The 19763-nt window shown below is 42.3% G+C and carries 16 protein-coding genes; 1 reads left to right on the top strand and 15 read right to left on the bottom strand.

The window, feature by feature from the left end; genetic code table 11:
• Positions 1-6: 6 nt before the first annotated feature.
• From ACKVDP_RS06235 to ACKVDP_RS06170, 14 genes are all read right to left on the bottom strand, one after another.
• Positions 7-1188 (bottom strand): carboxylate--amine ligase, encoded by a 1182-nt coding sequence (locus tag ACKVDP_RS06235; protein ID WP_409227951.1) that lies wholly within the window; start codon positions 1186-1188, stop codon positions 7-9.
• Between the two features lie 89 nt (positions 1189-1277).
• Positions 1278-1829: a DUF5317 domain-containing protein gene (locus ACKVDP_RS06230; protein ID WP_409227950.1), complete on the bottom strand. Its 552-nt coding sequence runs from the start codon at positions 1827-1829 to the stop codon at positions 1278-1280.
• 8 nt (positions 1830-1837) lie between these two features.
• Entirely contained in the window at positions 1838-3079 is a 1242-nt protein-coding gene (locus ACKVDP_RS06225; RefSeq protein ID WP_409227949.1) for an HD-GYP domain-containing protein, read from the bottom strand.
• A 232-nt stretch (positions 3080-3311) separates the two neighbouring features.
• On the bottom strand, positions 3312-3926 hold the full coding sequence (locus ACKVDP_RS06220) for a hypothetical protein (RefSeq protein WP_409227948.1): 615 nt from the start codon (positions 3924-3926) through the stop codon (positions 3312-3314).
• A gap of 158 nt (positions 3927-4084) precedes the next feature.
• On the bottom strand, positions 4085-5113 hold the full coding sequence (locus tag ACKVDP_RS06215; protein ID WP_409227947.1) for a LacI family DNA-binding transcriptional regulator: 1029 nt from the start codon (positions 5111-5113) through the stop codon (positions 4085-4087).
• Between the two features lie 13 nt (positions 5114-5126).
• Positions 5127-6215: an ABC transporter ATP-binding protein gene (locus ACKVDP_RS06210; RefSeq protein WP_409227946.1), complete on the bottom strand. Its 1089-nt coding sequence runs from the start codon at positions 6213-6215 to the stop codon at positions 5127-5129.
• A gap of 11 nt (positions 6216-6226) precedes the next feature.
• Complete coding sequence (locus ACKVDP_RS06205) at positions 6227-7132, bottom strand: sugar ABC transporter permease (RefSeq protein ID WP_409227945.1); 906 nt, start codon at positions 7130-7132, stop codon at positions 6227-6229.
• The gene (locus ACKVDP_RS06200) at positions 7132-9228 is read right to left on the bottom strand and encodes a carbohydrate ABC transporter permease (RefSeq protein ID WP_409227944.1); all 2097 of its coding nucleotides are present in this window, start codon (positions 9226-9228) and stop codon (positions 7132-7134) included. Before ACKVDP_RS06200 ends, ACKVDP_RS06205 begins: the two co-directional genes overlap by 1 nt.
• Positions 9229-9684, bottom strand: coding sequence for a hypothetical protein (locus ACKVDP_RS06195; RefSeq protein ID WP_409227943.1), 456 nt, complete (start codon positions 9682-9684; stop codon positions 9229-9231). It lies immediately after the preceding gene.
• A gap of 66 nt (positions 9685-9750) precedes the next feature.
• Positions 9751-11094 (bottom strand): sugar ABC transporter substrate-binding protein, encoded by a 1344-nt coding sequence (locus ACKVDP_RS06190; protein ID WP_409227942.1) that lies wholly within the window; start codon positions 11092-11094, stop codon positions 9751-9753.
• A 126-nt stretch (positions 11095-11220) separates the two neighbouring features.
• The gene (locus ACKVDP_RS06185) at positions 11221-13584 is read right to left on the bottom strand and encodes a glycogen/starch/alpha-glucan phosphorylase (RefSeq protein WP_409227941.1); all 2364 of its coding nucleotides are present in this window, start codon (positions 13582-13584) and stop codon (positions 11221-11223) included.
• A 1-nt stretch (position 13585) separates the two neighbouring features.
• Positions 13586-15070: a 4-alpha-glucanotransferase gene (gene malQ / locus ACKVDP_RS06180; RefSeq protein WP_409227940.1), complete on the bottom strand. Its 1485-nt coding sequence runs from the start codon at positions 15068-15070 to the stop codon at positions 13586-13588.
• Positions 15071-15221: 151 nt separating this feature from the next.
• Positions 15222-16064, bottom strand: coding sequence for a sulfurtransferase (locus tag ACKVDP_RS06175; RefSeq protein ID WP_409227939.1), 843 nt, complete (start codon positions 16062-16064; stop codon positions 15222-15224).
• Positions 16065-16150: 86 nt separating this feature from the next.
• Positions 16151-17299: a baeRF7 domain-containing protein gene (locus ACKVDP_RS06170; protein WP_409227938.1), complete on the bottom strand. Its 1149-nt coding sequence runs from the start codon at positions 17297-17299 to the stop codon at positions 16151-16153.
• A gap of 293 nt (positions 17300-17592) precedes the next feature.
• On the opposite strand from ACKVDP_RS06170, the gene ACKVDP_RS06165 reads away from it, so the two are divergent.
• Positions 17593-17820, top strand: a complete 228-nt coding sequence (locus ACKVDP_RS06165) for a hypothetical protein (protein ID WP_409227937.1) — start codon at positions 17593-17595, stop codon at positions 17818-17820.
• A 22-nt stretch (positions 17821-17842) separates the two neighbouring features.
• On the opposite strand, the gene ACKVDP_RS06160 is transcribed toward ACKVDP_RS06165, so the two are convergent.
• Positions 17843-19570: a sigma-54 interaction domain-containing protein gene (locus ACKVDP_RS06160; protein WP_409227936.1), complete on the bottom strand. Its 1728-nt coding sequence runs from the start codon at positions 19568-19570 to the stop codon at positions 17843-17845.
• Positions 19571-19763 lie beyond the last annotated feature (193 nt).

Here is a 19763-nt window from a genome sequence, read left to right as displayed (position 1 = left end):
ATCCTCCTACCTAAAAACCTTCTTCATTATCTTTCCCATAACAGTTGAAACATAATTAAAGCCTGGACCGGGATCATTGATGCTCCAAACTGCGGGGACCTTTTTCCTGAACAGCGATTTTATCACACCACCTAGGGTAAGCTGACCCTCCCTTATATAATCCCTGATTGCCAGGACATCTTCAAAGAGATATTGAAAGACAAGTCCGGTGCTCCACTCCACTGCCTTTGGCTCCAAAGGTTTGCCTATCATATCCCTGTAGGCTACATAGGTGAAGTTTATACCCGCCCTATACAGTAGTTCATTTAATGATGTGGTCCTTGTATTAATTTCTATAAGATAGAATTTTCCGGTCTCCGAATCCTTCTTGAACTCAATTTCACCAAAGCCTCTGTAGCCAATTTTTTCAACAAACGGAATGCCAATCTCCGCAAGCTCAGGTACGTGAACCTGCTCTGTATATACTGAAGCTCCAAAGTTTATTGGAAACTGTCTTAGCTTTCTGCAGGTCATCCAGTGGGTGACCTTTCCAGATCTGTCCACATAATAGTCAAAGGTGTACATATGATCGTCAAAGCCTGGAATTATCCTCTGCACAAACACCTCAAGGCCTTCCTCATTTGCCTTTTGGAGAGCTGTTTTCAGCTCTTCCTCATTCTGGCAGTAGAATATCTTTCTTCTGAAAACTGATACAAAGGCAGGTGAATCCGTAGGCTTAACAATGCAGGGATAACCCAGTTCCGCATTTACTCTCTCATAGAGGTTCTCTTCATCAGGCATAATTGTCTCTGGGACCAGCACACCATTTTCACGAGCCATCTGGTTCAGTGTTTCCTTTTTCATGACCTTTGTCCAAAGTCCCTGGTCCTCCATTGGTATCAAATAGTATTTCTTTAGGACCTCAAGATTTTCATCGACAAATTCAGCATAGGGATCCGCACTAGGAAAAAGCACTGGCTTTTCCTTTTCCGACATTCCTATCTCAATGAGTTTTTCCAGGTATTCTTTCCTATGCTTCTTGAAATCGGGCGCCATTATATGACTTCCAAGATATTTTGACTTTGACCCGTACAGGTCTTTGTCGGTATAGTCAACCGCTATGGTTTCTACTCCTTCATAACCCAGGGTCCTGATTATACTCAATCCTATGTAATAATTTGTTCCCAGTACAACCGCTTTATTTGCCATTTGACTTTCCTCCTTGAGAGCATTTGATCTTTTTCATTAAAAAAATCCCATTTACCAGTACTGATGACATAGTGATGGGATTTGGTCCGCTACCTGGGCTTCATTTCCTTCTGAAAAAACAGGAAGACTCCCACCATTATGAAAACATCTCCTATACTGAGTATTTTCGGAAGTGGATAAGGCCGTGGTATTAATATGATATCCGCAAGATAAACTAGTTTTGTATTTTGATTTACTCCAATATGCTTAATGTCACTTTCTCTTTCAGGAATTACTGACTCCTGATGCATTCCGGAGATTCCTGTCATGGATACGGGCATCTTCCCCTCATTTGCAGCTATTACAGCTGCGTTGAGCATTACTCCTATAAACAGGACCTTCATATAGTTCTTCTCAATGTTAAGTATGATTGCAATAAGTAAAAGTGTGTAGGATAGGACCATTACATAAATAAAATAGTCCTCAAGGAATATGTACAATCCTTCTATCTCAAATCTCTTGGCCAAAGAAAGGCTCGCCTGGGTCAATGCTGATAAAAACAACAGCACAACGCCTTCAATATGTACGTTCTCCAGGTTTCTTAGCTTGCCACCCCTAAGCTTTGCAATTATGATTGACAGTGTTGCCGGTTCAAGGAACATGGCATCACCTAATGATCCATAATGGAGACAAATACTTTCACAAGCTCGGGATGAAACTGTGTTCCGGCATTATTTTCTAGCTCACTCAGTGCCTCCTCAGGGGTCATGGCCTTTCTGTAGGGCCTGTCAGAGGTCATGGCATCGTAGGAATCAGCTATCATAAGTATGGCAGCCTCTATTGGGATATCCTCCCCAGAAAGTCCGTCTGGGTAGCCTTTGCCATCATATCTTTCGTGATGGTGTCTAACTATTGTGGTTATATCACTAAGGAAATTCACCTTGCTGATTATCTCCGCCCCAATTGCCGGGTGTCTCATGATTTCCTGGTACTCCTCCTGGGTAAGCCTTGATGCCTTGTTTAAAATTTCATCATGTATGCCAATCTTTCCAATATCGTGGAGTATTGATGCGGTCTTAAGGTTCTGGATGCTTTCAAAGGGCAGGTGATAGGCCTTGGCCAGATCCACTGCAAATTTTTCCACCCTGTTGGCGTGACCGCTTGTATAGGGATCCTTTGCCTCTACAGTCTTGTTAAGGGCTTGTATAGTTGAAAGGTAAAGATTTCTCATCTCTATATAGAGCTTGAATGAATATCTTGCCAGAAGCAATGGTCCAAAGAACAGGATAACCGCTCCATAACCATAGCCAATATATGCCAGGGCGATTATTATACCGATAGTTCCCACTGCCAATGCACTAGGTGAAAAACCTTTTATGTTTGATGTCCAAGTATCAACAAAATCAAGGTCATTTGATATTGAGATAAAACCGGAAATTATTGAAGTGTTAATAATTACTCCAACTAGTATAACTAAAATAGTTGTAAATAGAGTAAATTCACCAATTCTTCCCCCTAAGGACAAGTATATTAAACTCATAATTGCTGTAACAATAATACTCTGAGATACATTAAATACTGATTTATGAGGAGGTAAATTAAATATGTGGACATACCCCCTACCTTCAATTTTAGGGGCTCTTAGCAGGAATCCTAGTCCTGCAGTTGTAGTTGCCAACAATGGTCCACCAATAATTATAGTTGCGATATTGATTGCGTAACCAACTGAAACTCCAACTGTATTGTTGGGCATAGGGATTAATAAAGATTCAACTACTATTGCAAGCACAGCCCAGAACAAGAACATACCAATATTTTCTATTGAGAATTTTGATATTATTAAAATATATAGTGAAGATGCCAGAATAACCAAAAACCCTAAGAACAAATTAGTCTTATCCTTTACTCCCATCATTATGCCCCCTTTCTACTTATATTGTAAATGCCGGCTTTTGTTCTTAATTGAACTAGATTAGTGACATGTTAGCGCCTGCTGCTAGAGCTAGTGCCATTACGCTTAGTAGAACGCTTGCGATTTTTTTCATCGAATATAGCCTCCTTTTAGAGTACTATGCCGTTCGCTAGTTTGGCATGCTATATTCGCTTCGCTAAGTAAAAAATTGTGGTTCAGCCGGCATTTATCACTATTTTGTGATAAATCTGTTTACGGCGTCAAGTGTCGCCTTGACAACCGCCTTATCATAATCATTCCTTACTACGCTTGCTCCACAAAGTCTATGTTCCGTTCCGGAAATCACTCCAGTCACGCAAATTACAATTATATTTGTACCTGCAACTGGAACCTGTCTTATATCGTCAAAGAGGAATATGTCTTCAAAGCCGCTTGCTTCCTGAACAACATCCAGGGTGGTCTCTACAAGCATCCTATCTGTATTTCTTGAGGAATTTACACCTGTCCTGGAACTGGTATACTCCTCCCCATCAAGGGATACCGAAACCTTTATTGTAGCTCTTGAATCACGTGACTCCCTAAGTACTCCCTCAAGTCTTACCCTGCTGGACCTTCTCTTCAGGGTATCATCGGGTATCTGCGCTATGCTGATCTTCTTGTGATCTACGTCAATATCGTAGCTAGCTAGAAGAACAGATTGGACATCTCTTGCTATTTGCTTGGGCCCTCTGTGACCGTTAGCTACAAGATGTATTTCATCGATGTTGCCTCCATCGCCGAAAACAATTTTACTTGAAACTACGGATTCAATTTTTTGTAAATTATCCTCCATTAGCTTATGGTCCATAATATCCCTCGCAGTACAGAATTATTTAGCGGACTGATCCACTATAATAAGATATTACCACTATTTGGCTGCTCTTTCAATTAAAAAATAGCTGATTCATCAAAATAAAGCGTCAAATTTCAAAAAATTGAGAAAATCTGACAAGTTAATGCCAGATTCTATTCAAATGTTGATTTTCTCTTGTAGATTGTATGGGGAACTATTCTCTTTTCTTGTCGTTCTCCTTTGATTATATTCTCAAGTATCACATCCACCGCCTGGGCACCAAGAAGGTCTGCATGGATCTCAACGGAGGTTATTGGAACAGTGCATTGTCTGGACAGGAGACTGTTGTTGAAGCCGGCCACCATTATGTCCTGGGGCACCCTTAATCCATCCTCCATGAAAGCAGAAACGACACCATAGGCAACCACATCGTCAGTTGCAACCACTGCGTCGAACTCCTTGCCTGACTGCATTATTCTCCTTGCATACTTTTTGCCCGTCTCCTCGTTGAACTCTCCGACAAAGATAACTCCATCTTCTTTCTTTATTCCATTATCCTTAAGAGCATTTTTAAAGCCTCTTATCCTCTCCTCAGTCACAGTCAGAAATCTCCCACCTGTTATGAGGGCGAATCTTCTGCATCCCTTTTTAACAAGATATGTGGTCAGTTCATAGGACGCTTCCATATTGTCATTGTCAACATGATTGGAATCATCAGAATCTTCATAGGGAGACCCAATAACCGAAAATGGAAACTCCATCTCCCTTAGATATTGTATAGACTTGTTTTCAACCTTACTGGTCATCAGAAGAATTCCATCGACCTTTGCAGTGGATACCAGCTCTTTTACGTTTATTAAGTCATCTGCTCCCGGTGGTGTGGATGAAAGCAGGATGTCGTAGGATGACTTGGTTGCAGCCTTTATGATTCCCCGGAGAGCCTCTGGGAAAAAAGGATTCAAGAGCGCTTCCCCTGGTCTGTTAGGCATGATAAGACCGATTGTCCTGGATGAATTCCTTGCCAGATTTCTGGCTATGGCGTTTGGATGGTAGCCAAGCCTTCTCATGTGAGCCAGGACGTTTTCTGTGGTCTTTCTGCTTATTCTGGGATTGTTGGATATTACCCTGGAAACAGTTGATGGGGAAACTCCTGCTTCCTTGGCCACATCCTTTATTGTTACCCTTTGTCTTTTCTTGACCATATTTACACTCCCATCAGCGGTTTATTCTCTCGCCTGTTTCACTGTCAAAATAATGAATGGCCTTAATATCAAATCCGAAGGTATGAGTTTCCCCTTCCTTATAATCATAATGTCCCGGAGTGGAAATTACAAGGTCAGAACCATCCTTTAATGTTGCAAACAGGGTCTTTTCCTTGCCCAACATCTCGATTACGTCTATGGTTGCTTCAAAGGTGTCACCAAACTCGCCACCGCTTTCAAATCTTTCAGGTCTTATCCCTATTGATATTTCCTTTCCTTCAAAATCCTTCAGGTACTCAGCATCCTCCTTTGACGGAGTCAATGCTATAGTGTCGGTTTCAGAAACAAATTTCCCACCCTTGTATTTCCCCTTAATGATGTTTATTGTTGGAGATCCGATAAACCTTGCAACAAAAATATTTTCAGGCTTGTTGTAGAACTCTTCAGGCTTTCCAACCTGCTGAATCTTACCGTCATCCAACAGGATTATTTTTGTTGCCATTGTCATGGCCTCAGTCTGATCGTGAGTTACATAAATCGAGGTGGTTCCCAGGCTCTTGTGAAGCCTGACAAGCTCAACTCTCATGTGCTCCCTCAGCTTTGCATCAAGGTTTGAAAGGGGCTCATCCATGAGAAATACACTTGGATTCCTTACAATTGCCCTCCCCAGCGCGACTCTCTGTCTCTGCCCACCAGAAATATCCGCAGGCTTTGCATAAAGGTACTCCTCAATCTGCAGCAGCTTAGCCGCCTCCTTGACCCTTTCATCTATCAGCTTCTTCCTTTCCTTTCTCATAACAAGGGAGAATGCCATGTTGTCGTATACTGTCATATGGGGATAAAGTGCATATGACTGAAAAACCATTGCAATGTCCCTGTCCTTTGGGGGGATTGTATTGACCCTTCGTTCATCGAAGTAAAGGTCTCCCTCGGTTATGGAGTTCAAGCCCGCTATCATCCTTAAAAGCGTGGTCTTTCCGCATCCTGATGGACCGAGAATTACACAGAAATCCTGATCGTCGATTTCCAAGTTTATGTTCCTCAAGGTGAAGTTTTCACGTCCTTCATATTTTTCCCCTAGATTCTTCATTATTACCTTCATGGAATTCCCTCCTATCCTTTAACAGATCCACTTGTCAATCCAGACACCAGCTGCTTCTGCAATACTACAAACATTATTACAATCGGTATTGCAGTCAGAAGTCCACCTGCAGCAAAAGCCGGCTGATTCATGGTCCTGAAATCACTTATCAGGGTGAACAGTCCAACAGCCAATGTATATGTGCTTGGGCTTGTGAGTAGAACCTTTGCCAGCAGATAATCCATGAAGGGACCGATAAACGACCAAAGCGCAATAATTGTAAGCATGGGCCTTGCAATTGGCATTATGATGAGCCTGTATATGTCAAAATTTGAACACCCGTCAATCTTTGCCGCATCGTCAAGCTCAGTGGAAACGGAATCGATATATCCTTTTAGTATAAATGTATTGGATGCTATTGCAGGTCCTGCATAAATCAGTATAAGCATCATCTGTCTGCTAAATGCAGGAATCACAGAAGACACAATTGAATGCATCGTAAAGAATGCAGTTATTCCAGCAAATGTTGGAATGGTTTGAATAAGCATTATTGCCATAAGGGATGCCTTTCTTCCCTTGAATCTGTACCTGGAGTAGGCATAACCAGTGAAGGATACCATGACAAGAGTCAAAAGAGCGGTGCTGATGGCTATGAATAGGGTATTCCTTACCCATGTCAGGTAGTAGGTCTCATTATAGAGAAATTCAAAGTGCCTGAGGGAAAACTCAAAGTTTTCATTACCCATTATATATTGCTGCTGCCTTCCGTTAAATGCGGACACCACCATTTGGAATAGTGGCCATACAATTGCCAGAACCCAGGCAAACAGAATGGTGTAGGACATCACAAGCCCTATGATTCCCGCAACTGTCAAGGGAGGCTTGTCAGAGAGGTACAATCCTTTTTCCTTTTTATTTTTTTTGCTGAAAAGTGCCATTATAATCTCCCCTCCTTAAATCCTTTTGACCGCCTGAAGCCCAGGAAGGCAAAGAACATTACACCTAGTGAAATAAATATTGTGATGGCTGCAGCAATGGCCTGGTACTGGTTGACAAAAGCCAGCTTGTAGACATAAGATATCAAAAGGTCTGAAGATCCTGCCAAATTTCCGTACCTTTGGGGATCAAATGGCCCCCCGCTGTTGAACAGGAATATTACAGAGAAGTTGTTGAAGTTAAATGTATACTGGGTTACCAAAAGGGGTGCTATCTGGAACAATACCAGAGGTACAGTAATCCTTCGAAGCTTCTCAAAGGATGATGCTCCATCTATATCTGCCGCCTCGTAAAGATCTCCGGGGATTGCCTGAAGAACTCCAGTGGTTAGAAGGAATACATATGCGCTTCCAAGCCACCCCTGTATAAGAATCAGCGCTGCTCTAGTTAGGACTGTGTCGTTCTTTATCTCTATCCTTGAATTGAAGATGGAGTTTAGAATTTCAGTTATTACCCCACCAGGAGCCACCATTATGCTGAAAAACATTATGGTTATGAATGCTGGGACAGCCCATGGAAGGATATATATTGTTCTGAAAAACTTTTTACCCTTGATTCTGTCGTTGTTTACCAGTAGGGCCAAAAAGAATCCCAAGAGTATGGCCAAAGTGGTTGCAACAAGTGTCCAAATTATGGTCCAGATGAATATCAGCCAGAACACGCTTCCCGCAAGGCCTTCGCCCAGTGCAATCAACTTGTAGTTATCCACCCCCACCCATGTGAACTTTGACTGGTTCTGGGGATTCATATTTGTAAAGGATAATAGAAATGTAGTTATTACAGGCACGAGTACGATGAATATGATTACCAGCATCGCCGGGAAGGATGTCACATATGGAAAGCCCTCCTGGAATATTGTCCTTTTGGTTTCAAACCAGTTTGTTGGACGAATTCCCCTGATCATTCTCCTTTCAGTTTTCAATACATCCCTGAAGGAAGCATAAAAGAGTCCAATTGCAATCAGCACAAGAAATATTGCAACTACGCCCTCTATCATAAATATCAGGGACTTGTCTACCCTTGCTCCTCCTTCTGCCAGGGATATCAGCCCCGCAACTCCCTCACCCTGATAATTCCCATAGCCAAGGGCGTAGGGTATGGCGATGAAATAGCTAAAAAGAGTGGCAAGAATGAAAAACAAGGCCTTTCTTCTTTGACCATTTATGAGCTGCCCTACTCCAGGAAGCAGGATTGTGGCATAGGCAACTACGGGTCTGCTCTTTTCAAACTCGACTGGAATCTTCCTCCTGGTATCTGCCACATCGGCCTTTAGTACCTTTTCACTCCTTCTGATTCCGTTTGCGAGTTCTCTTTTCTTGCTTCTGATAAAATCCTTGTTTTCCTTCGAAGGAATTTTATATTCCTGAAGCTTTACCTGGTTTTTATATTCCCTCTTTACCTCCTTTATTGCATTGGTTTCAGCCTTGCTTGAGATGATACCCTCTTTTCTTCTTTCCTTGACCTTCTGGATTTCCTTGTCTCTCTTCTCCTTGGCTTCCTTCTTGAAGGATTTCAGGTCTTCCTTCATTCTTGCATCATCCTTGGGGTCTAAGTTGTCCTTTGCCTCTATTGCCTGGAACAGTTCCGCTTCTATACCCTCGATGAAATCTATTATCTCTGGTATCTGTTCCACATGGATTTTGCTTTCCCTGTACTTGAAGTCTGCCTCGTAGGTAAGCTCACTATACTCCTTGTAAAAATCGATCCTCTTCTCATGATGATACATTCTGGTTTTAAGATTCTTTACCTGGTTGTTGGTTTTTTCCGAAAGAGTTTTTTTGTATTCAGCCACATTTGATTTAAGGGAATTCAGGAATTCACCTTCCTTTTTCCTGAACTCCTCCAGCCTGATGTTGTGAGGATGCTTTTTCTTGTTGGAAACAAGGCTCTTCCTTTCCTTCAGAAGTTCCGTCTTTTTATTGCTGTCCGCCTCCTGCTTGATTTTTTCGTCAAGCTGGGCAAGCTGGAGGAGATACTTGTTCTTTCTTTCGTACTTGTTCCCAATATCGTCCTTTAAATGCACGCTGTAGGTTGCCATCTAATTCTCACCCCCGATGTTATCTCTTGATATGCCCACCGCGAAATAAATATATAGAATAAGTGCCGTATAGATCAATCCATTCAAATAAAAGAAAACCGATTGGAAGTTCATATCCGCCGTTGTATATGCCAAGCCCCCAAAGGATAATATCACCCAGATATATACAACCAGTGGTGAGAATTCAGCCTTTGTATGAGTAACAAACGCCATAACCGCTATTGTTGAAGGGATTACAACCTTTAGAAAGTATATGGCAAGATTTGAGGATACATATTGAGTGAATAACAGGTTGTCAGGGGTGGTGTCTGGAAAGTTTTCAGCTGCCCACTGAATAAACAGGCTTCCATCCTTGACCACAATTAGAGCTTCCAATGACGCAATCAAGACCAGCATGCTGGTCAAAGCCAATATTATGTAAAATTTCTTTAGTGGCAGATGTCTTTTTTCACTCATCTTATTCTCCTTGCCTATTGGATAATTTTTTTGGGAATAGAGCCTAGGCTCTATTCCCAAAATTATTTAGTAGTTCATCATCATGGCTTCAAATGAAGCTTTCATTGCGTCATAAGCCTCTTCAACCGTTCCTGGGTTTACAGAAGACCATGAAAGAAGTCCGTTCTTCCAAGTATCCCATACTGATCCCCACTCTGTGAAAAGAGGTCTTGCCGGGGCTGCATCATAGGATTCAAGTACTGCGGATATTACTTTCTTGTCAGTCTCTGAAAGGTCTGAATTCAGATATTCATCTGCTGGTACGTTTTCCATGATCTTACCTGTTGCCTTGAAAAAGTCAACAGCATGGTCGGTGTTCATGATTTCTTCAATCATTGCCTGTGATAGTGCCATCTTGTCTGCATCCATCTCATTTCTTGAGTTTATTGCCAGTCCCCAACCACCTTTCCAGTGTGCAAGAGGATATCCCTCAACAAGAACCTGGTTTATTGGGATAATATCAAGGTCTTCGCCATCTCCAGCAAGTGCTGAAAGACTTCCCGTTGACCAAGGGCCTTCAAGTCTTATTACATTCTGTCCACCTGTTGAGAATTCAGTGTCCATGTAGCCCCATGCTGCATTTTCATCCCAAAGTGGTGTTCCTGCATTGTCATGTGCATTCCAATAGTTGTAAAGTGCTGTGAAAACTGCTTGTTGCTGCTCGTTAAGTTCTGAGAAGTCCTTGGTCAAGTCTGAATAAAGTTGACCTGATTCATCATGTCCAAGTAGCTCCATTCCACCTGCATTGGCGAAGGAAACTCCAAACCAAGCATCAAATGCCGGTATTAGCATATCAACATGTCCAAGGTCAGTGAACTCGATCTCACTTTCAAGATCGATTCCTTTGGCTTCAGCATTGGCTGTGTTTACAAAGTTTACAAGGGTTTCAATATTCATAGGAAATGCCAGATAGTCTCCATCAATATTGAAGTTTCCGCCCAGTCCTTCATCATAATTGTCAAATCCGCCAACATTTTCAGCCATTGCCATTGCATCCATAGGTGCAAGTGCTTCATTATTTGACAATCCATAGATCCTGTCTGCTGGAATTGCGAATACGTCAGCTACATCCTCGTTGGTGACATCAGTTGCATCAAGAACGTCCAGATGGTCGAATGAGCCTGTTTCAATCAGCTCAATTGTTGCATCAGGATGCTTCTCCATAACTCTTGCAACTGCATCTTCGTAGTACTCTCTCCAACTTGACTCAACCTGTACTGATATACTAGCTGAAATGCCCTCAGCAGGCGCCTCACCTGATGGTTCCTCTGGTGGAGCTGCAGGCTCTTCTTCTGCTCCAGGTGAACATGCAGTCACTGTCAGTACCAACACAAGGAACATCACCAAGAATAAATTCTTTTTCATTTTCATCTTTTCTTCCCCCTAATCTTTTTTGTGCATACGCTTGCATAGAATGCAAAAATATATAATTTAATCCATCCACTTTTGGAGGAATTAAATTCCAGTTTATTTAGACAAGGGGCTTAGCCCCTTGACCTAAATCTTTTCAATATCCCAAATTTCCTGGGCGTATTGCTCAATAGTTCTGTCTGAACTAAATTTACCCGAATTTGACATATTTAACCAACATTTTCTCGCCCAGCCCAGTCTGTCCACATAATCTGCATCAGCTTTTTCGTGGGCTTTCCTGTACTCATGGAAGTCCTTAAGAACAAAATAATTGTCTGCCCTGTGCCAGTTGGCTCCATACAGAAGTGAATTGTGAAGCTCCCTATAAGAACCGTCCTTGTCTTCGAAGGTTCCATCTATTAGTGTATCAACCACTCTTCTGAGCTTAGGATCTTTTTGGTAAATCTCCTCTGGGTTGTAGGAGTCTCTGATTTTCTCAATCTCCTCAACTTTCAACCCGAAAATATAGTTGTTGGCATCTCCAGCCTCTTCCACTATCTCTATATTGGCTCCATCATAGGTTCCAATTGTCGGTGCTCCGTTTAGCATGAACTTCATGTTTCCAGTACCTGAAGCCTCCTTGCCGGCAGTTGAAATCTGCTCGGATAGGTCAGCTGCCGGGAATAGTTTTTCCCCATAGGATACTCTGTAATTCTGAACAAATACAACCTTAAGTTTGCCCTCCATGGCCGGGTCACCATTAACCAGCTCTGCAATATTGTTGATAAATCTAATGATGGCCTTTGCCCTTACATAGCCCGGAGCGGCCTTTGCTCCAAATATGAATGTTCTTGGCACCCTTTTAAGATCAGGGTTCTCCTTTAGCTCATAATACAGGAACAGTATGTGGAAGGCATTCAGTAGCTGCCTTTTGTATTCATGAAGTCTCTTTATCTGAATGTCAAACAGGGAATCCGGATCTATTTCCTCCCCTTCCTCCTGGAGTATATAGTCTGAAAGCTGTTTCTTTTTAGTCCACTTGATTTGGAGGAACCTCTCCATTATTTCAGGGACATCTGCATAGGATTCAAGGTTCTTGAGCATCTTCAGATCTGTTATCCAATCCTCTGAACCCAAGAGCTCTGTAATCAGCTCCGAAAGCTCAGGATTTGACTGCAGCAGCCATCTTCTCTGTGTAATGCCGTTTGTTTTGTTGTTGAATTTTTCTGGATACAACCTATACCAGTCATTCAGCTCCTGATTAATAAGCAGATCCGTATGAAGCCTTGCTACGCCATTAATTGATTTGGATCCAAAGATTGACATCCAAGCCATTCTGATGTTCCCATTGTGGATTATTTCATATCTGTTAAGGTCGTGATCCTGTATTCCTTTGCCCTTTAGCTCATCAATAAGCATTTGGTGTATCCTCAAGATTACCTTGTACACCTGCGGAATCAGCTCCTGATAGTATCTTTCAGGCCACTGCTCCAAAGCTTCTGCAAGTAGTGTATGGTTTGTATAGGCAAAGGTTGCAGTTGTTATTCTCCACGCCTTGTCCCATTCTACGTCTTCCTTTCTTGTCAACAGCCTCATAAGCTCAGGTATCGCCACCGCTGGGTGGGTGTCATTAAGCTGTATGGAGTGGTACTTGGGGAAATCCTCAAAGTCAAGATTCTTGCTTTTGAATCTCCTTATCATATCCTGAAGGGATGCAGAAACAAAGAAGTACTGCTGCTTCAATCTCAGCTTCTTCCCTTCTTCATAGGAATCATTTGGATACAGGACCTTGGCGATGTTTTCAGCATCGTTTTTGGCCTTGACGGCAAGATCGTAGTTCTGGTCATTGAAGGCTCTGAAATCAAACTCATCAAGTGACTCAGCCTTCCAAAGCCTAAGTGTGTTTATCAGCTTATTGTCATAGCCAATTACAGGATAATCGTAGGGGATGGCATATATCTCACCACCCTTAAAGGTTACCCTTACCTTTTCACTGATTTTTCTGATTCCCCAGGGATCTCCATATTTGGTCCAGTTGTCAGCCACCTCAACCTGCTCTCCATCGACAATCTTCTGCTTGAAAAGGCCAAAATCATATCTGATCCCATATCCGTCCATGGGGTAACCCAGAGTTGCTGCAGAGTCCAGAAAGCATGCTGCAAGCCTTCCCAGACCTCCATTTCCAAGGGCGGGATCTTCTTCGGACTCCTCCACCTGATTATAGTCGACTCCCATGTTCTTAAGGATTTCCTTCACCTCATCCTTAGTGTCCATGGCAATCAGATTGTTTGTAAGAAATCTCCCCATTAGGTATTCCGACGAGAGATAATAAGCTTTTTTCATGGTTTCAGTATTCTTTCTGGATTGGTTCCAGTGCGGCAGAATCGTCTCCATCATTGCCTTGGACAATACTACGTATTTTTCAGAGTCCAGGAGATCCTTGAAATCACCTCCAAAGGTGGTCATGGCATACAAATCTATTCTCTTTTTCAAACTTTCGTGATTCAACAAATTAACCCCTCCTGTAAGTCCTGGTCAGTTCCGCAATTCTTTTGGACAATTTCTGATTCAGTTCTGACTTCTTAACTCTCCATGTCCAGTTGTTCCCCAATGTTGCGGGAGTATTCATTCTGGACTCCTCACCCAAATCCAGAAAATCCTGCATCTGAGCCACTGCCATATAAGCTCCGGAGCACCATGCTCCCCTAATCAGTCCCCAATTATACCCCTCATCCTCATCGTCCAGCTTAAGATACTTGATTGCAAATTTCTTTTCCTTTTCAGGTGCCGTATCTATCCAGTCCCTAACAGTCTTATTGTCATGGGTTCCTGTATATACAACTGAGTTTCTCTCGTGATTATGGGGAAGATAATCGCTGTCACCCTCCGGGTCAAACGCAAACTGGAGTATTTTCATTCCTGGAAAGCCAGTGTCATTTATCAGCTTTACGACCTGTTCTGTCTGAAATCCCAGGTCCTCCGCAATTATGTCCAGCTCTCCCAGTTCTTCTCTTATTTTATTGAAAAGTTTCATTCCAGGTCCCTTTACCCACCTTCCATTTACCGCATTTACAGATCCTGCAGGAACCTCCCAGAATGATTCAAATCCCCTAAAATGATCTATTCTCAGTGTATCGTACAGCCTGAAGCTATGCTTGATTCTTCTTACCCAGAAGCTGTAATTATCCTCCTCCACGGTATCCCAATCATATACGGGGTTGCCCCAAAGCTGACCGGTGGCTGTAAAGTAATCAGGTGGTACTCCTGCAACTGTAGTTGGCTCAAGGTTTTTATCAAGCTTGAAAAGTGATGGATTTGCCCAAAGATCCGAGCTGTCCGCCGATACGTATATGGGCAGGTCACCTATTATCCTTATCCCCTTCCTATTTGCATATTTCTTCAGCTCCTCCCATTGCTTCAGGAAGAAAAATTGTGTGAATATCCAAAAGTAAAACCTTTCCCTTTCAACATTTTCAATCTCATCCACCCTTTTGCCATTGAAGTCCCTTAAAGCTTTATCCCAAAGCTGCCATGCCTTGTTTCCCTGGGTCTCCTTGATGGTCATAAACAGCGAAAATTCCCTTAGCCAGGTTCTGTTCTCCCCGTAGAAGGACTCCAGCTGTGGCCAAAGGTCATGCTTCGCTCTTTCGTAGGCAAGTCTAAGGAGCTTGTATTTGCCGTGATACTGCCTGCCGTAATCCACCTTCTCAGAGTCGGAGTTCAAATTCTCCTGGAGTATCTCTTCCTTTGACAAGTAGCCCTTTTGGACCAGCTCATCAAGATCAATGAAATAGGGGTTCCCTGCGAAGGAAGATATGCATTGGTAGGGTGAATCCCCATAGCCTGTGACTCCCAGAGGGAGGATCTGCCAATACCGTTGTCTCGCGTGATGTAGGAAATCAACAAATTTATATGCTTCCTTTCCAAAATCTCCTATCCCATATTCTCCAGGTAGAGAAGAAATGGAAAGCAATATGCCGCTCTCTCTTTTTTTCAAACTTTCTCACCTTCTTTCATGGTATTGAATTTATTTGTGCAACCGTTTGAACATAGTACTATATTACCCCAAACAGGACTCCTTGTAAACAATCAAGAAACCATACCCTCAATCAGAAATCCCCTTCCTGATGGCATGGTCATAAATCTCTTTATTCCACATCCTCCGCTTCCCTTACTATTTCATTTTCTTCATAACTGATCCAATCACTGTAGCCTCCAAGGTAAAGCACTGGCTGAAGACCAATCTCATCCATAAACATAATATTTACCGTACCGGTAATCCCTGAACCACAGTGTACAAGTATCTTGTCATATTTGCCAAGTCTACTGTAATGAGCGGTGAGTTTTTCACCGTCAACAGCTCCAATGTCATCGACCAAATCTGTCCAAGGATAGTTGACTGCTGAGGGTATGTGTCCTGGTATTCTGTCGATTGGCTCAATCTCTCCTCTGTACCTATCAGGAGTCCTTGAATCCACAATGATCTGATCATCTTTTCCCATGGCTCTTCTTACATCCTCAACATCTGCAATCATTTCATCCTTTATTCTGGTTGTTAGTGCTACTCCCTTGACCGGCTCCACTTCCTTTGTCGACAAGCCAAAGCCTTTTTCCTTCCACTCGGATATGCCACCCTTAAGTATAAAAACATCATCCTTGCCAATGTATCTAAGCATCCACCAAAGTCTACCAGCCATTGCAAGCTCTCCATCGTCATATGCAACTACGATTTTACCATTTTCGACCCCAAGGTTTTTCATATTGGTTGTAAAGTCATTCAGATCAGGCAAGGGATGTCTTCCACCGTGCTCCCTTACCTCTCCAGTCAGGATGTCCTCCATTGGTACAAAAACGGCTCCATCTATGTGCCCCTTCTTATATTCCTCAAGTCCGTAGCCTTCGTTGCCCAACTGGTATCGAACATCAAAGACCACAATGTTTTCACCATTCAAATTGTCCTTCAGCCAATCTGTTGTAACAAAATTTTTCATAATCCATTCCTCCGCATTTTGTATTTTTAATCAAAAATTATAAGGGTACACAAGATTTTCAGTGTACCCCTATTGGTTTCAGGTCTCTAGAATCTCAATACTGCTGCAATGGGTTTTCCAGATGGCATCTTGTCCCTTTGGAGAACATGAACAGTTCCACCACTTGAAAGAGTAAGCATAGCCGCCTTGTCCATTAGATCCACATGCCCGACATCCTCCTTGTTGTTCACATCAAGGCTGTTGTCTTCTTCGTTGAATACTCCCCATTTCTGTACATCCTCAGCAATGAAAAGGGTATCAACTCCACCATTGTTGGACGAAAGCACAATTCTTTCTATGCTATCTGTGCCAAGCTTGGAATCTGTATTTAGCAGAGTCATGAATTTTTCAATTTCCTTCTCAAGTCTCTTCTCAACCCTTGGTTTAAAAACATCCACGGCTTTCTGGTGGATTTCCTTTTCACCTACACCTTCAGGACTTCCCTTTATGGATTCCTCCATTAGATTGGGATATGAGCTTACCTCCCGATACATTGGATAGATGTAATCCACTGAATACACTATCAAGGGGTGCTTTGTATCCTTGAGAACCTTGTTGACTTCCTTGTCTATGCTTCTAAGATGTTTGGATATTTCATTCTTCTCGGTCTTGCTCATTTCATTGTACCCGTGCATTCCTGGTCCGCCTCCAGATGCGGCTCCCTTTGGACTTGTTGCTTCCTGATGCAGCTCGTTGGCAGGTATATAGTTTTCTACCAATTCATCTATTTCAGGAACTTCTATTTTTTTAATTCCATATGGATTTGCTTCAAAAAGCTTCACCTCAGCCTGGCTAAGGGTCAATACATTGAAGTTTTCTATTGAGGTAAACAGCTTAAGCAATGGTCTTATATAAAATCGATTTGAAACGATCGCCAACTCCTCCACCTCAAATGGTAGCTTGTAGTATCTCATTTCTTCAGGCGAAAGAAATATTCCAAGACCCAGCTCTTGGTTTTGCCAGAATATGGTCTCATCCAACAGTTTGGTGGCTGGCTTGAGCAAGGCTAAGGCTACCTTCTCCGAGAATCCATTTTCAACAAGACTTTCCTCGGCATCCCTTATTAGATTCTTTAATCTTATCCTGCTCTGATTTGCCTCTTGCCCTTGTTTGAAAGTAGGTAAGTAAATGGAGACGAGTCCATTTAAATCCATCTGTGACAATTCCTTTAGTACATCAAGGTCTAATTTTTCCATAGATAAACCCCTTTCATTGTTATTTCCACACGACAAGTTAATCGCCGCGTTAAGATCATTCAATCTCTCTGTTACTATACTATTACCACTATTGAATAATTCAAAACAATTGGAAAGGGTATTCTGAAAAATGTATCAAGTAGGATTTGTCCCTTGGACGATTTTATGTTAATATAATATTAAAACTATACCCCCTGTGGGTTTGGAGGTGTCCTATGAAGGAAAAACTCATGAGCGTAACATCCATTTTCTCAGCAGTGGCAGCATCCCTTTGCTGAAGCGGAGGCCTTATTTTGGCATCCCTGGGTCTGGGATCTGTAGGTACTGCATATTTTGCAAACTTAACTAAATACAAGCCAATCTTTGTCATTATCACAGGATTTCTTCTGTATAAATCCTATAGTCTTATAGAAAAAAACAATGCCGGGAAAACCACAAAAATAATATTCTGGATTTCCGCAGCACTGGCAATATTGGCACTATATTATCCAACCATACTTGGATTCTTCTACGCCTCTTAAGAGGCGTATTTTTTTGTCTTGGTCAGTCCATTTTCCTATAAAGTGTAGCAAGACTTATCCCCAGTTTTTTCGCAAGGGTCTTTTTGGATTCAACATCATCCCCCAGCATCTGAATTCTTGACTTTATAAGCTCCCGTTCGTACTCCCTGGTGAGTTCATTTAAGGTTCTGGCTTCCTCAATTAGATTTATTGGAATCTTCTCCTTTAAGTGCTCAGAGGTTACCTTTGATCCCGTGGAGAAGATTACGGCATATTCCATAAGATTTTTGAGCTCCCTGATGTTTCCTGGGAACCTGTATTTAAGCAAGAGATTTTCCGCATCAGAGCTAAAGCCCACCAAATCCTTACCATAGATGCTTCCAAAATGATCAAGAAAGTATTTCCCAAGGATCAATACGTCATAGCCTCTCTCCCTCAAAGGTGGAATTTGTATGGGGACTATATTTAACCTGTAGAAAAGGTCCTCCCTGAAGGTTCCTTCCCTGGCCATTACAGCTATGTTTCTATGGGTGGCTGAGATTATTCTGGGATTCACCTTGATACCCCTACTGCCACCAATTCTTGTTATTTCCTTTTCCTCCAGTGCCCTCAGAAGTTTTACCTGCATCAGATAAGGGAGTTCTCCTATTTCATCCAGAAATAGAGTCCCCTTTGTAGCAACCTCAAAGTACCCCTGCCTTCCGGCTTTGCTTGCTCCAGTAAAGGAGCCCTGCTCGTAGCCGAAAAGCTCACTTTCAATAAGGTTCTCAGGTATAGCTCCGCAATTCAAGGCCATAAACACCTGGTCTCCCCTTTGACCTCCGTGATGAATGGCTCTTGCAAATACTTCCTTTCCAGTTCCCGTTTCACCAATTATCATTACTGAGGCTTCACTGTCAGCAACCTGTACCGCTTGTCTCCTCGCCTGCTTGATTGCTTCACTTTCTCCCAGTATATGGTCAAAGGTAACAACGTCCTTGTCCTTGTGTGACTTGAGAACGGACTTCTTCATCTTGTTGAAGTCGCTGAAAATCAATACATAACCCTGCTTTATACCATTACCCTCTATGGGGTTGCTTTGAATTATGAAGTTACCATCTCCCACCGAGACCGGCCCCACCTCGCCATTGAAGTCCTTTTCGGCCAATTGGTTCAATGTGGTCAGCGGAAGTATTTCCCCTAGCTGGGAAATTTCAAACCTTATGTTGAGCCTATCCCTTATGTAGTTGTTCATCGATGCAATTTCTTTGTTGTTATCAAGGATCAGGACCCCTTCATTCAAAGAGTTTATAAGGGTAAACATTTCATTTGACCTGTATTCAAGAAGCTGTCCATAGTCCTTTTCCTTCAGCATCGTATTGATTATTCCCGTCAGTTGAGTTTCAAAGGTTCTGTAGCCATCGGTATTTGTCAGGAGATTTGCCCTTGCAGTCTCATCAAAGGCGCAAAGGCCAAGCACTCCTATCCTTTGGTTCCGGTACTCAATGGGCAGGCATATCTCAACAAGCTCACCGCAGTTTTCCTTGTTTTCACAATCCCTGCAAATGGCTTCTTCCCTTGGATTTTCTATGAGATAGTGCTCTCCTGTTGTTATGCACTTGTGGAAGGCGGAGTTCAAGGGTGCCATCATTCCTATGGCGTTTCCGTGAACCCCTGTTCCAACAACCCTTTTAAGGTCATGATCCACTATTGTTATATCCACATTTGTAACTGAATACATTGCTTCCACAATATGCTGCAGCTCCGGTCTTATGCTGTTCAATAAACTCATGACATCACCTTTCTCATTTTTGATAATCTATTCTTATTTATGAGAATAAACGTACTTGCCAATATATCTTATTTTAACCTATTCCATAATAAAAGATTATCATTATTGAGAAATTATTACAATCTGTATTTTTATATCAAAACAAACAAATGCCTAAAATGGCCATCTAAGCTACAGGTGCTTTTTGGCACAG

Origin of the sequence: Gudongella ferriphila, from assembly GCF_046224405.1 — a bacterium.
In the GTDB taxonomy this organism is placed as follows: domain Bacteria; phylum Bacillota; class Clostridia; order Tissierellales; family Tissierellaceae; genus Gudongella.
Note: the sequence above shows the minus strand (reverse complement) of the source record. Positions and strands in the feature narration are given on the sequence as shown.

Coding starts and splice junctions, on each gene's coding strand:
- ACKVDP_RS06235 (WP_409227951.1), bottom strand. CDS start 1,188: ATGGCAAATAAAGCGGTTGTACTGGGAACAAATTATTACATAGGATTG.
- ACKVDP_RS06230 (WP_409227950.1), bottom strand. CDS start 1,829: ATGTTCCTTGAACCGGCAACACTGTCAATCATAATTGCAAAGCTTAGG.
- ACKVDP_RS06225 (WP_409227949.1), bottom strand. CDS start 3,079: ATGGGAGTAAAGGATAAGACTAATTTGTTCTTAGGGTTTTTGGTTATT.
- ACKVDP_RS06220 (WP_409227948.1), bottom strand. CDS start 3,926: ATGGACCATAAGCTAATGGAGGATAATTTACAAAAAATTGAATCCGTA.
- ACKVDP_RS06215 (WP_409227947.1), bottom strand. CDS start 5,113: ATGGTCAAGAAAAGACAAAGGGTAACAATAAAGGATGTGGCCAAGGAA.
- ACKVDP_RS06210 (WP_409227946.1), bottom strand. CDS start 6,215: ATGAAGGTAATAATGAAGAATCTAGGGGAAAAATATGAAGGACGTGAA.
- ACKVDP_RS06205 (WP_409227945.1), bottom strand. CDS start 7,132: ATGGCACTTTTCAGCAAAAAAAATAAAAAGGAAAAAGGATTGTACCTC.
- ACKVDP_RS06200 (WP_409227944.1), bottom strand. CDS start 9,228: ATGGCAACCTACAGCGTGCATTTAAAGGACGATATTGGGAACAAGTAC.
- ACKVDP_RS06195 (WP_409227943.1), bottom strand. CDS start 9,684: ATGAGTGAAAAAAGACATCTGCCACTAAAGAAATTTTACATAATATTG.
- ACKVDP_RS06190 (WP_409227942.1), bottom strand. CDS start 11,094: ATGAAAATGAAAAAGAATTTATTCTTGGTGATGTTCCTTGTGTTGGTA.
- ACKVDP_RS06175 (WP_409227939.1), bottom strand. CDS start 16,064: ATGAAAAATTTTGTTACAACAGATTGGCTGAAGGACAATTTGAATGGT.
- ACKVDP_RS06170 (WP_409227938.1), bottom strand. CDS start 17,299: ATGGAAAAATTAGACCTTGATGTACTAAAGGAATTGTCACAGATGGAT.
- ACKVDP_RS06160 (WP_409227936.1), bottom strand. CDS start 19,570: ATGAGTTTATTGAACAGCATAAGACCGGAGCTGCAGCATATTGTGGAA.